This is a genomic window from Kribbella sp. NPDC051936, from assembly GCF_040680955.1.
Taxonomy (GTDB): domain Bacteria; phylum Actinomycetota; class Actinomycetes; order Propionibacteriales; family Kribbellaceae; genus Kribbella.
In genome coordinates, this window is sequence record NZ_JBFAXS010000006.1 from 627,643 (window position 1) to 639,887 (window position 12,245).

Below are 12,245 nucleotides of genomic sequence, written 5' to 3' on the forward strand. Positions count from 1 at the left end.
GACAGGACGTATACGTCCACTGACAGCGATTTATCGGTCGGCTGAGCGTGCCTTGCACGCTCAGATGCGGACACGTCCTGTCGAGCTTGCACGCCTGTGGACGAACCACAGCGCTGTTCGGCCGGTCTGGGGCACCATCCTCGGATGGAATCGGTCGGCGCGGTCCTCGAGCGCAACGGCGGTTGGGCGACCCGGTCCGAACTGGTCAAGGCGACATCCCGCCGCGCCGTCGAGACCGCGCTCGAGTGCGGTGAGGCAGAGCGGATCGCGCTGGGGATCTATGCGTTGCCGGGTCTTCCGGCCGCTGAGCTCGCTGTGGTCGCGTACGACGGAGTGCTCTCGCATATGAGTGCAGCGCAGGCGCTCGGGCTCCCGCTGCTCACAGCGCCGGAGAAACCCCACGTCATCCTCCCTCCCAAGCGCCGTCCTCGTCCGGGGCCGCCGGCTGTTCTGCATTGGGCCGACACCACCTCCGGCGAACGCCGCAAGCGGATCACGTCACTCCTGCGGACCGTCGTGGATTGCTCTCGCACGCTTCCGTTCGGCGAAGCCTTGGCGGTCGCGGACGCGGCTCTCGCGACCGAACGGCTCAGGCAGGACGAGTTGCTCGCCGCCACGGCCGCGATACGTGGTCACGGCTGTCCGAACGCTCGCCGGACGGCCGCGGCGGCGAGCGGCCTGTCCGACAGTTTCCTCGAGTCCGTCCTCCGGGCGCTTCTCATCAGTGCGGGTATCGAGGGCTTCGAACCGCAGATGCTGGTGACCCATGGGTGGTTTCGGGCTCGGGTCGATCTCGGGCACCGGGCGGCTCGGTTGGCGCTCGAGGCGGAAGGGTTCGAGTTCCACGGCTCCCGGCGCGACTTCGCCGCCGACTGCCATCGGTACGACGAGTTGGTGGCCGCGGGGTGGCTGGTCCTCCGATTCACCTACGAGCAGGTCATCGGTGATCCGGCCTGGGTCGTCGCGACCGTCAGGGCCGCGCTGGCTCAGCGGCTCGCAGGGTGACCGTGTGCCAGCTCGACAGGACATGTCCTTCGGATCACGGCCGGTACTGCGAGTGCTGAGCGTGCCGCTGACGTCCGCACCTCGACACGTCCTGTCGACCTTGCACGTTTCTCAGGCGAAGAGGTTTTCGGCGTCGACGATGGTGTAGGCGTAGCCCTGTTCGGCGAGGAAGCGTTGGCGGTGGGCGGCGAACTCGGCGTCGATGGTGTCCCGGGCGACGATCGAGTAGAAGCGGGCGGTGCGGCCGTCGCCCTTGGGGCGGAGGACTCGGCCGAGGCGCTGGGCCTCCTCCTGGCGGGAGCCGAAGGTGCCGGAGACCTGGATGGCCACGGACGCCTCGGGCAGGTCGATGGAGAAGTTGGCGACCTTGCTGACCACCAGCCGGGTGATCTCGCCGTTGCGGAACGCGTCGAACAGCCGCTGGCGTTCGCGGACCGTGGTCTCGCCCTTGATCACCGGGCATTCCAGTCGCTCGCCGAGCTCGTCCAGTTGGTCGATGTACTGACCGATCACGAGCAGCGGCTCACCGGCGTGGTGTTCGGCGATCCGGCGGACCAGCTTCGACTTGGCCGGTGTGGACGCGGCCAGGCGGTAGCGGTCCTCGGGCTCGGCGGTGGCGTACACGAACCGCTCGGTCTGCTCGAGATCCACCCGCACCTCGATGCAGTCCGCCGGCGCGATCCAGCCCTGCGCCTCGATGTCCTTCCACGGCGCGTCGTACCGCTTGGGGCCGATCAGCGAGAACACGTCGCCCTCGCGGCCGTCCTCGCGGACCAGCGTCGCGGTCAGCCCGAGCCGGCGCCGGGTCTGCAGGTCCGCGGTCATCCGGAAGATCGGCGCGGGCAGCAGGTGCACCTCGTCGTACACGATCAGGCCCCAGTCGCGCGCGTCGAACAGCTCCAGGTGCGTGTAGACGCCCTTCCGGCGCGTCGTCATCACCTGGTACGTCGCGATCGTCACCGGGCGGATCTCCTTGCGCGCGCCGGAGTACTCGCCGATCTCGTCCTCGGTCAGGCTGGTGCGGCGGAGCAGCTCGTCCTTCCACTGCCGCGCGGACACCGTGTTCGTGACCAGGATCAGGGTGGTCGCGGACGCCTGTGCCATCGCGGCCGCGCCGACGATCGTCTTACCGGCGCCACAGGGCAGTACGACGACGCCGGAGCCGCCGTGCCAGAACGAGTCGGTGGCCTGCTCCTGGTACGGGCGCAGCTCCCAGCCGTCCTTCACCAGGTCGATCTGGTGCGCCTCACCGTCGACGTACCCGGCGAGGTCCTCCGCGGGCCAGCCGAGCTTCAGCAGGGTCTGCTTGAGGTGACCGCGCTCGGACGGGTGCACCAGAACCGTGTCGTCGTCGATCCGGGCGCCCAGCATCGGCTTGACCTTGTTGCTGCGCAGGACCTCTTCCAGCACCGGCCGGTCGGTCGTCACCAGGACCAGTCCGTGCTGCGGGTGCTTCTCGAGCCGCAGCCGCCCGTACCGATCCAGGGTCTCGGCGATGTCGACCAGCAACGAGTGGGGGACCGGATAGCGGCTGTAGCGCAGCAGCACGTCGATGACCTGCTCGGCGTCGTGCCCTGCGGCCCGCGCGTTCCACAGGCCGAGCGGGGTGAGGCGGTAGGTGTGTACGTGCTCCGGCGCCCGTTCCAACTCGGCGAACGGCGCGATGGCCTTCCGGCACTCGTCAGCGTCCGCGTGCGCCGTTTCCAACAACAGCGTCTTGTCCGACTGCACGATCAGTGGACCGTCTGTCACCCGCAACTCCTATCGTCGCCCCGACCCTCCATTGTGCCTCCTACCTCAAAAGGACTCGGTGGCTCGGCGCTCCTCCTGCATCTCCTGGCGCGTTCCCGGGTTGCCTCCGGCGGCGAAGACGACCTCCGCGCGGATGTGCTTCGCGTAGGCCGACAGGTCTTCGTCGGCCGAGCCGGGCCAGCGCTCCCACGGGCCGCCTTCGCCCAGGAAGCGCTGGGCGTAGGCAGTGCCCAGCTGCTCGGCGAGGTAGATCAGCGTGGCGAGTGCCTGCCCCTGGCACTGGGTGTTGTGGCCCTCCGGCTCGACGGGCAAGGCGAGCACGTGGTCGAGGTAGCCGGCGAGGATCCGGGCGTCGGCCTCGGTACCGAGGCAGGCCAGCACAGTGCAGTAGCTGTAGGTCCAGCCGAAGCCGCGTGGCCGACCCGCGAGCATGTGTTCTTCGATCACCGGGCGGAGGTCGGCCCGCTTCGCGGACGCGATCAGCCAGATTGCGGCCATGTTGGTCCGCCAGCCGCCGGATTCCAGCATCAGAGCCAGGTCTTTCGCGGGCGCCAGCCGGCCGCCCCACCGAAGGCGGAACTGGTACCACCACTGTCGCGGCCGTGGCCAGACCCACGCTCGGACGATCAGGGGCAGGTAGCCGCCGTTCGGCGACCAGCGAAACATCGCCCAGAACGCTCGGTTGTCGTCGTCGTCCATCAGTCGACAGCCCGGGCTGCAGAGATGCGGTGCAGCGCGTAGGTGCGGGGGTTGTCGGTGGTGTCGTCGTACGCGGTGAGCCAGCCGTCGGCGACGCGGACCGGCTCGACGATGCGCTCGGAGGAGTGGCCGTTGTGGTCGACGTACGCGATCCAGGTGCGGGTGTGCGCCTCGGCGGCGTTGGTGAGCACGGCGATGGTCTCCGCCGGGGCCGCGGGCTCGATCAGGCCGTCGTCGCCGGGGCGTTCGGCGGCGATCCGGTCGCCGGCGCGAACCTTCTCGATGACTGCCTTCACTTGGTCGTCCGTCAGGTCGAACGCGCTCTCGTTGAAGTCCCTGCTGGTACGACGACGCGGTGCCTCGCCACGGCGCGGCGCACCGGTCACATGCACCGATCCGTCGAACGTCTCCGCCAGCGGCGCCAGCCCGGCGTCGCGCAACCTGCTCAGCACCATGTCCGGCGGTGACGGCGACACGACCACGGTCGGTGCCAGCCGACGGAAGCGCACACCGGGCAGATTCGAGTTGAGCAGCTGGGTCAGCACAGTCTCGTCGTCACAGCGCAGGTACGTCGACGCGGTCCCGAGCCGCAGTACGCCGTGGCGCCGCGCAACGTCGTCGATCAGGTACGCCAAGGGTTGCGGCACCGGGGTCCGGGAATGCTCAGCGAGCCACGTGTGCAGCTGCTCCGCAGTACGTCCCAGGTCGAACGCACGCCGTACTGAGCTCTCGCTGAACCGGTAGACACCGGCACCGCCGTCCGACTCCACGTCCGCCATCGCCGACAGCTCGTCCTGCACTGTACGCACCAGCGGTCCGGGGGCCACTGCCGTGAGGTCGGCCTGCAACAGCACCTCGGAGACCGGCTCGGGCATCAGCGGACTGATCGCCTCGGCCAACTCGTCGGCAGTCGGCTCGGATCCCAGCAAAGGCTGAGCGTGCGACGCCAGCGCGCCCAACCCGGTCAGCCCAAGCAGGGCGGCTTCGGACACGCTCCACTCCACCAGGTCGTCCCGGAACTGCCCGCCGCGTCGAGGGCGATGCCAAGCCACCCAGGTCACCACGGTCTCAGGAGCCGGCGCAGTCCCCGGACCGGCCTCGGCCAGCGCGTGCAGTGCCAGCAGCCGGATCTCCGGCGCCAGCAACCGCTCCAGGTCCGGTGCCAGCGCGTTGATCAGTCTCTCGCGTGCAGCCGCAGTACTACCTGTGCTGTCGCGCCGTCCGATCAGCCCGATCGCGCGGAGACCTGAGAACCAGGCCATGACAAGCTGGGCCCACCGATGCGCCAGGTCCAGCTCCAGCCAGTCGTCGTACGAACTGGTCGGCAGCCACAGCTCGCTCGTCCCGACTTCTACCGCTGCTACCAGCCCAGCGGCGTACGCCATCTCCAGCACAGCTGCAGCGGTGCGCTCCTCGGCACCGATCTTCCCGGCCAGGCTGCGCAGCTCACGGACACCGACACCACCCGTACGCAGGACGGGCGGCGGCTCCGTGCCCAGCTGCTCCAGTGCCCGGTCCACCAACCGCACCAGGTCCAGAGCCGCGCCGGCGGCGGCCCGGTCCGCGATCGTGGCAGACACCTTCTTGCCGTCCAGCGGCGGCGGTACCGGACGCGTCGACGCCAGCACCCGCCCGCCGCGGAGGTGCAGACCGATCTGCCGCGGCAGCACCACCGTGTTCGCGTCCTTGGGTACGACGAGACCGCGCGCCAGCAACCGCTCCACTGGGGTGCGCGCCGACGCGATCGTCACCGGCCGGTCGGCCTTCTCGACCGAGCCGGTGGGCGGACCCCAGGTCAGCTTGTCGAGGACGGCGCGCGCGTCCGGGCCGGCGTCCTCGATCAGCTTGTCCAGATCACCGAAGTGCCGGGTCGTGGTCGGGCCGAGTCCCGCCGGCGTCGGTCCGAGCAGCTCGTGCACCGCACGGATCGGACGCAGGTCGTCCTCGGCGCCCCAGACGAGCGCGAGGTCCAGCAGCTCGGCGACCCGCGGCTGGACGACCTCCACCGGCTGGCCGACGCCCTGCGCCAGCGCCTCCAGGTCCACCGGCTCCGGCAGCGCGGACAACGACTCCAGCAGGTCCACACCGAACTCGTCGAGCCGGTTGATCGCCCGCGCCGCGGACGCGTTGCTCGTCGCCCGGGCCGCGAGCTGCCCGGTGTCCGCGGGGATCGGCAACGCCAGATCCGGCCGCCGCCGCAGCAGCTCGCCGAGCGCGGCGTCACCCCAGCCCCGCAACGCCTCGGCGAGGGTACGGGGGCGGGTGGGCTCGGTCGTGCTCATCCCTCCAACGGTACGGGATCGGCCCCGAGGTCGGTCAGGATCTTCGCCACGGTCTCGTCCAGGGCGCTGTCCGGGCCGATCACGGTCTGGTCGATGCCGTCCAGGACGTCGTGGTCGCGGTACCAGTCCTGCATCATGTCAGGGCTGACCTCGTGCAGGTCCCGGGTCGCGTGCCGGGCGACGGTTTCCGCGAACGGGATGTCGAAGTAGTAGTGCAGGGTCGTGCCGCGGTGGTCCGTGGTGAGCCGACGCAGCATGTCGCCGTACCGGCCGGCGTCCAGGATGCCCTCGAGCACCACGTCGTACCCGTGGTCGAGGGCGTAGCGGACGGTGGTGTCGATGAGGCCGATGTTCACGCCGCCCGCGAGGTCGTGCTCGCGGAGCAGGATGCGGCGGATGTGGTCCTGCTCGACCCACGCCGTACCGCGGCCGAGGCGTTCGCGCAGCGTCCGGGCCGTGGTCGACTTGCCGGAGCCCGAGTTGCCGCGCAGTACGACCAGACGGGTGTCCGGGCTCCCTGTCACTCAGCTGCTCCGGCGTGTCCGATCCGGTGGAAGCCGACGCGTTCGTAGACGGCTGCGACCGCGTCCGACTCGGCGGACAGCAGTACGACGTCCACACCGTTGTCCAGCGCGTGCTCGACGAGCGTCGAGGTCACCGCGGCACCCAGGCCGCGCCGGCGCATGGACGGCAGCGTGCCGACGCCGACGATCTCCGTCATGGAGCCGACCGGCTGGTGAGTCCCGCTGGCGACCATGCCGTCGTCGGTGAACGCACCGGCAGTCACAGAGACCCCACGCCGCATCCGATCCTGCAGGGCCGCGACCGTGTCGGCCGCCATCCCTGCAGCCGCGGCATCCCGCTCTGCCGGCCCGGCCGAGCCAACAGCCGTGCCTGGCTCGCCGAATGCGAGTCCGGCGACCGCACGCGCCTGTCGTACCGGGCCCTCGTCGGCCGAGATGATCTCGCAGCGGGCATCTGCCACGGCAGGGCGGAAGTCCGCGCGCTCCAGCACCAGCAAGGGGTGCTCGACCACAGTGAGCCCGGCTGCCGCTGCTGCCGGACCCAACGACGGGCAGGTCTCCACGACCCACTCGAAGCTCAGCGGGATCTCCAGCTCGGCACACCGCTCCCGCACGAGCTCGATGTCAGCCGGCTGGATCGTCGCCCCGGAACTGGGAACCGGGCGTGCGTAGTACGGCCAGATCGTCGTACTGCGGAACAAGGTGAACGGCCCGACCTGTTCGGGAACCGCGCCGGACAAGGGAACCTTGTGCAGGTAGTCATCGACTCGCGTGATCATCGCGAAGCAGTGAACCACCCCGGCAGCCCAAGCGCCACCGACTATGTCGAAGTGCGTCGTCCGGCTCCGACGTCTCTGACGTCAGCCACGACGAGCGAGGAGCATCAGATGGAGAAAGTGACGTCAGCGGACGGCACGACGATCGCCTACGACCGCCTGGGCAGCGGGCACCCGCTGATCCTGGTCGGGGGCGCGCTGTGCGACCGGCACGCGCTCCGGCCGCTGGCCGACCAGCTGGCGAGCCACTGCGACGTGGTGACGTACGACCGCCGCGGCCGCGGGGACTCCGGCGACAGCACCCCGTACGACGTCCAACGCGAGGTGGAAGACCTCGCTGCGCTGCTGACGGTCTTCGGCGGTACCGCGGCGGTCTACGGGCACTCGTCCGGCGCCGGCCTGGCGGCGATCGCGGCGAGTCAGCTGCCGTTCACGAAGGTGGTGCTGCACGAGCCGCCGTACGGACCCGACGACGTGGACCCGACGGACGACGGCGAGCGGGTGCTCGAACTGATCCACGAGGGCCGGAACCGGGAGGCCGTCGAGCTGTTCATGCTGATGACCGGTGCGCCGCAGCCCGACGCGCTGGAGGTGGCCGCGCTACCGGGTGTCGCGGAGCTCGCGCCGACGCTCGCGTACGACTTCGCGGTGATGGCCCACGAGGCCAACACGCCGGTCGAGACGCTCCGTGCGGTGACGCAGCAGACCCTCGTGGTCGCCGGGACCGCGACCGCGCCGTTCATGCTCGACGCGGCCCACCGGATCGTCTCGATCCTGCCGAACGCGACGTTCACCGAGCTCCCCGACCACCACCACGTCGTACCGCCGCAGGTGCTCGCCCCGGTGATTCAGGCGATGATCTCGATGGACACCTTGTCCGGGTAGAACGCGACGTGCTCGCGGATGTCCGCGACCGCGTCGTACGGCTGCTCGTACGTCCAGACGGCGTTCACCAGGTCCGGCAGGATCGTGTAGTAGGACGCGTCGCCCTTGTACGGGCAGTAGGTCTGGTGCTCGGTGCGCTCGAGCCGCGAGAAGTCGACGTCCGCGCGCGGGATGTACTGAACCGCCGGATAGTTCGCCTCCTGCAGCGACAGCGCGTCGCGGGTGTCCGCGATCACCACGTCGCCGACCTTCACGACCACCCGGTCCGGGTTCTTGCCCACGGTGATCGGGTGGTCCGGCCCGGGAATCTTCACAGTCTTGTCCGCCATAACCGCTGACAACCCCGCCCGGCCCGGCGCCATTCCCCGAATCGGCGATGATCGGCGGGTGGAGTTCCGACAGATCCAGTACTTCGTCACCGTCGCGGAGGTGCTGAACTTCGGCCGCGCCGCGGAGCAGCTCGGGATCGGCCAGCCGGGCGTGAGCCAGCAGATCGCCCGTCTGGAACGCGAGCTCGGCGTCCAGCTCTTCGACCGCTCGGCCCGCGCCGTCCGCCTCACCGAGGCCGGCCAGCGCTTCCTCCCCGCCGCCCGCTCCGTCCTGGCCGCCGTCGCACACGCCCGCACCGCCGCCACCGCGGTTCCCACCCGCCGCCTCCGGCTCGGAACCAGCACAGGACTGGGCGAACGGCTCGAGGTCGTCGTCGCGGAGCTTTCGTCCGAAGGCATGCACGTGGAGCTGGTGAGTACGTCGACGCGCGCCCGGCTGGAGCGGGTGAAGGCAGGCCAGCTCGACGCGGCCTTCGTCCGCGGCACGGCTGAGGCAGCCGGCCTGGAGTTCGTCCCGGTCTGGGACGACGACCTGCTGATCGCCCTGCCCAGGACCGCCGCGCCGGGCCACGACGTCGACCTGACCGATCTTCGCGAACTTCCCCTGAGGATCACCGACCGCCGCACGAACCCGCCGCTGGTCGACCTGGTCCTGTCGGCCTGCGCCGCCGCCGGCTTCGAACCGGTCCTCGGCCCGCGCTCGAACAACCTGCAGGACACCCACGCCGCGATCGGCGCCGGCGCCCCGAGCTGGACCGTCATCTACGAGTCCCACGCCCGCCTGCTCCGCGAGGGACGCGTCGTCTTCCGCAGACCACGCCCACGGCTGGCGCTGACCACCAGCCTCGCGGTCCCGGCCGGTACGACGGTCGGCGGCGACCTCGCCGTGCTGCTGGAGGCCTGCCGGAGGGCGTCCGATCAGTTCGAGTGATCGCAGGACATCGCAACTGCGTCTCGTTCGCGGCGGCCCTGGCGACTGGAATGGGCGCAGAAGCCGTCAACGAAAGGAAATCCGATGCCCGTCGTCACCGTCCTGCAGGGTCCGCGGACCCCAGAACTCAAGCGCGAACTGGTCCAGAAGGTCACCGACGCGTTCGTCGACAGCCTCGGCGTCCCGGCCGAGAGCGTCCAGGTCTGGATCCAGGAGACCCCGCCGGAGAGCTGGGCGATCGGCGGCACGCTCACCGCCGACAAGTAAACCCAGCCCTGTCTACGGTCGTCGGGTCAGTCCGCGGTGAGCTCGACGACCAGGCAGGGGCCGCCGTCGAAGGCGCCGCCGTCGATGCCCAGGGCCAGACCGTCGGCGTACAGGTGCGGCCCGGTCAGGAACTGCGGGTCGATGCCGAGCTGGTCGGCGACGATGCTGTGGCCGTGCACGATCCGGCGGCCGCCGAGATGCTGCAGCATGATCCGGGCCACCTCGGGACCGCTCGGGCCGCGGAACGCGTACCGCGACGTCATCCGGCGCCAGATCTCCCACCACACCTCGATGTCGTCGGAGTGCAGCTCGGCCCGGGCCGCGGCGTTGATCTGGTCGATCGTGTCACCCCACTCGACGTACTCGGCGGTGTCGGAGTGCATCAGCAGCTGGTCGGCGTCCAGCCCGAGCATCGGCCGGTCGAGCAGCCAGGCCACGTCGTCGTCGGTGAGCAGCTCCTGGTCGCGGTCCTGGCCGCCGTTCAGGGCCCAGGAGCGCTCGAAGCTGCGCAGCGTCAGGCCGTCGTGCGGGACGAACGTGTCGCCGAACTTGTACATCCCGAGCGCCAGGATCTCGTGGTTGCCGAGCAGCATCCGGACCGCGCCGTCGGGTGCCTGGTCGATCAGGCCGCGCACGAAGCGCAGGACGCCGATCCCGTCCGGGCCGCGGTCGAAGAAGTCACCGAGGAACCACAGCCTGCTGTTCGCGCCCGCCCAGTTGCCGTCGGCATCGGTGAGGCCGGCGGCGTGCAGCGCGGCGGTCAGTTTCTCCAGGTGGCCGTGGATGTCGCTCACGGCGTACACCCGAGTCACGTCATCCCCGCAGCGTCAGCACGATCAGTACGACGTTGAGGGCCGTGACGGCGGTGGCTACCAGGCATGCCGCGAGAGTAGTCGCCCGGCGGTTGACGAAGTCGCCCATGACGCGCCGGGAGGCGGTCAATCTCACCAACGGCCACAGCGCGCACGGGATGCCGAAGCTCAGCACCACCTGCGAAACCACCAGTGCGCGGCTGGGGTCGATGCCGATCGCAAGGACGAGCAGCGCGGGGATCAGGGTGATGAGGCGGCGCACCGGCAGCGGGACGTGACGCTGCCAGAAGCCGTCCAGGATGACCGAGCCGGCGTACGTCCCCACCGACGAGGAGGCGAAGCCGCTGGCGAGCAGCGCCAGCGCGAACAGCAGGGCCGGCAGCTGACCGAGCCGGTCACCGATCGCGACGTGGGCCGCCTCGAGCGAGTCGGCGCCGGTGCCCTTCAGGGCAGCCGCGGCCACCACGACCATCGCCAGGTTGACCGCGCCGGCGAGTGCCATCGCGACCGCGACGTCGAGCCGGGTGGCCCGCAGTACGCGGGACTTGCCGTTCTCGGAGCGGATGGTCTTCCAGTGCCGGTCCGTCACCAGTGCGCCGTGCAGCCAGATCGCGTGCGGCATCACGGTCGCGCCGAGCATGCCGGCCGCCAGTACCAGCGACTCGGTGCCGTCCAGCCGGGGCACCAGGCCGCCGACGACGCTGCCGGCCGACGGGTCCGACTTCACGGTGGACACCACGAAGCCGACCAGGACGACGGCGAGCAGACCGATGATCGCGGCCTCGAACGGCCGCTGGCCGCGTTTCGACTGGTAGACCAGCAGCGCGAAGGACACCACACCGGTGATCACGCCGCCGACCAGCAGCGGTACGCCGAACAGCAGGTTCAGCGCGATCGCGCCGCCGACCACCTCGGCCAGGTCGGTCGCGACCGCCACCACCTCGGCCTGCGCCCACAGCCCGGTCGACGTCGAGCGCCGGAACTCGTCGCGGCACAGCTGCGGCAGCGTCCGCCCGGTCGCGATGCTCGCCTTGGCCGCCAGGTACTGCACCAGGACGGCCATCAGGTTGGCGCCGACCACCACCCAGCACAGCAGGTAACCGTAGGTCGCACCAGCGGCGATGTTGGTGGCGAAGTTACCGGGGTCGACGTACGCGACGGCAGCCACGAACGCCGGCCCGAGCAGTAACAGCCCGGACCGACTCAGTTGCCGCCGCAGCGGTGCCGGTGCGTACATGAGAGAAGTCTCTCTGTCTGTACCCAGCGCGCAACCCCTGTGCGCGTTTTGAGACGCGGGTTACGCCCAGGCGAAGTGCACCTGGAGCGAGACCACGACGGTTTCGTCGCCGGGTACAACGTTGATTGCGGAGTCGTACGCGCCTTTGGACCCGAGCATGGCGTCAGGACGGATTGGGAAGTGACCCTGGGTTTCGGAGATCGCGGTCACCGAGCCAAGTGAGTAGCCGGACAGCGCGGCCAGGTGCGCCGCCTTCTCCTTGGCCTCCTGGAAGGCCAGCTCCCGGGCCTGTGCCAGCAGCGCGGACTTGTCCTCGATGTCGAACTGCAGCCCGTGCAGGGCGAGGCTGTTGCCGATAGCACCGACAGCCGCATTCAGCAGCGCACCGAAGCCAGTCAGGTCCTTCGTCTCCACCAGTACCGTGTGCGAGGCCCGGTACGCCGGGTCGGTGCCGGGCTCCCGGTACTCCTGGAACACGTTCACAGAACTGGTCCCGAGCTGCGAGTCCTGGACGCCCTGGGCGCGCAGGGCCGCCAGCACGGCGTCCGTCCGCTCCCCGACCGTAGCGACAGCCGCCGCCACATCAGGCGCGACCTGCTCGACGCCGAACGTCACCCGCAGCACATCCGGCTTACCGGAGACCTGGCCTGACCCGACAACACTCACCCCTGTGTCCATAACGGTCAGTCTGGCATCACCTGCATGTCATCTGGGCATCTCACACTGCAGCATCGACTTTCGATCCG

13 protein-coding genes are annotated in these 12,245 nt (G+C 70.0%); 4 read left to right on the forward strand and 9 right to left on the reverse strand.

Annotated features, from left to right (window positions below):
• Window positions 1-144: 144 nt before the first annotated feature.
• The gene (locus AB0L64_RS24225) at window positions 145-1,005 is read left to right on the forward strand and encodes a DUF559 domain-containing protein (protein ID WP_363713383.1); all 861 of its coding nucleotides are present in this window, start codon (window positions 145-147) and stop codon (window positions 1,003-1,005) included.
• A 111-nt stretch (window positions 1,006-1,116) separates the two neighbouring features.
• Here the strand turns inward: AB0L64_RS24225 and AB0L64_RS24230 are convergent, their stop codons facing one another.
• The 5 genes from AB0L64_RS24230 to AB0L64_RS24250 are packed head-to-tail and all read right to left on the reverse strand — an operon-like array spanning window position 1,117 to window position 7,041.
• The gene (locus AB0L64_RS24230; protein WP_363713384.1) at window positions 1,117-2,757 is read right to left on the reverse strand and encodes a DNA repair helicase XPB; all 1,641 of its coding nucleotides are present in this window, start codon (window positions 2,755-2,757) and stop codon (window positions 1,117-1,119) included.
• A 45-nt stretch (window positions 2,758-2,802) separates the two neighbouring features.
• Window positions 2,803-3,456 carry a DUF6000 family protein gene (locus tag AB0L64_RS24235; protein ID WP_363713386.1) on the reverse strand — a complete coding sequence of 218 codons (654 nt, stop codon included), beginning with the start codon at window positions 3,454-3,456 and terminating at the stop codon, window positions 2,803-2,805.
• Window positions 3,456-5,738, reverse strand: coding sequence for a helicase-associated domain-containing protein (locus AB0L64_RS24240; protein WP_363713388.1), 2,283 nt, complete (start codon window positions 5,736-5,738; stop codon window positions 3,456-3,458). Before AB0L64_RS24240 ends, AB0L64_RS24235 begins: the two co-directional genes overlap by 1 nt.
• Window positions 5,735-6,262: a kinase gene (locus AB0L64_RS24245; RefSeq protein ID WP_363713390.1), complete on the reverse strand. Its 528-nt coding sequence runs from the start codon at window positions 6,260-6,262 to the stop codon at window positions 5,735-5,737. The genes AB0L64_RS24240 and AB0L64_RS24245 overlap by 4 nt, the downstream gene beginning before the upstream one ends.
• Window positions 6,259-7,041 (reverse strand): GNAT family N-acetyltransferase, encoded by a 783-nt coding sequence (locus tag AB0L64_RS24250; protein ID WP_363713392.1) that lies wholly within the window; start codon window positions 7,039-7,041, stop codon window positions 6,259-6,261. Before AB0L64_RS24250 ends, AB0L64_RS24245 begins: the two co-directional genes overlap by 4 nt.
• Window positions 7,042-7,149: 108 nt before the next feature.
• On the opposite strand from AB0L64_RS24250, the gene AB0L64_RS24255 reads away from it, so the two are divergent.
• On the forward strand, window positions 7,150-7,923 hold the full coding sequence (locus tag AB0L64_RS24255) for an alpha/beta hydrolase (RefSeq protein WP_363713394.1): 774 nt from the start codon (window positions 7,150-7,152) through the stop codon (window positions 7,921-7,923).
• Here the strand turns inward: AB0L64_RS24255 and AB0L64_RS24260 are convergent.
• Window positions 7,887-8,252: a DUF427 domain-containing protein gene (locus AB0L64_RS24260; protein WP_363713396.1), complete on the reverse strand. Its 366-nt coding sequence runs from the start codon at window positions 8,250-8,252 to the stop codon at window positions 7,887-7,889. The genes AB0L64_RS24255 and AB0L64_RS24260 overlap by 37 nt on opposite strands.
• Before the next feature lie 58 nt (window positions 8,253-8,310).
• Here AB0L64_RS24260 and AB0L64_RS24265 point away from each other — a divergent pair, with 58 nt between their 5' ends.
• Window positions 8,311-9,183, forward strand: a complete 873-nt coding sequence (locus tag AB0L64_RS24265; RefSeq protein WP_363713398.1) for a LysR family transcriptional regulator — start codon at window positions 8,311-8,313, stop codon at window positions 9,181-9,183.
• A gap of 84 nt (window positions 9,184-9,267) precedes the next feature.
• Window positions 9,268-9,450 (forward strand): 4-oxalocrotonate tautomerase DmpI, encoded by a 183-nt coding sequence (dmpI, locus tag AB0L64_RS24270; RefSeq protein WP_355699624.1) that lies wholly within the window; start codon window positions 9,268-9,270, stop codon window positions 9,448-9,450.
• A 26-nt stretch (window positions 9,451-9,476) separates the two neighbouring features.
• Here dmpI and AB0L64_RS24275 read toward each other — a convergent pair whose 3' ends face one another.
• From AB0L64_RS24275 to AB0L64_RS24285, 3 genes are read right to left on the reverse strand one after another with little or no spacing between them, the layout of a single operon-like run.
• Complete coding sequence (locus AB0L64_RS24275; protein WP_363713400.1) at window positions 9,477-10,244, reverse strand: metallophosphoesterase; 768 nt, start codon at window positions 10,242-10,244, stop codon at window positions 9,477-9,479.
• Between the two features lie 19 nt (window positions 10,245-10,263).
• On the reverse strand, window positions 10,264-11,499 hold the full coding sequence (locus tag AB0L64_RS24280) for an Nramp family divalent metal transporter (protein ID WP_355699626.1): 1,236 nt from the start codon (window positions 11,497-11,499) through the stop codon (window positions 10,264-10,266).
• Window positions 11,500-11,559: 60 nt separating this feature from the next.
• Window positions 11,560-12,177 (reverse strand): SIMPL domain-containing protein, encoded by a 618-nt coding sequence (locus tag AB0L64_RS24285; RefSeq protein ID WP_363713403.1) that lies wholly within the window; start codon window positions 12,175-12,177, stop codon window positions 11,560-11,562.
• Window positions 12,178-12,245: the final 68 nt, after the last annotated feature.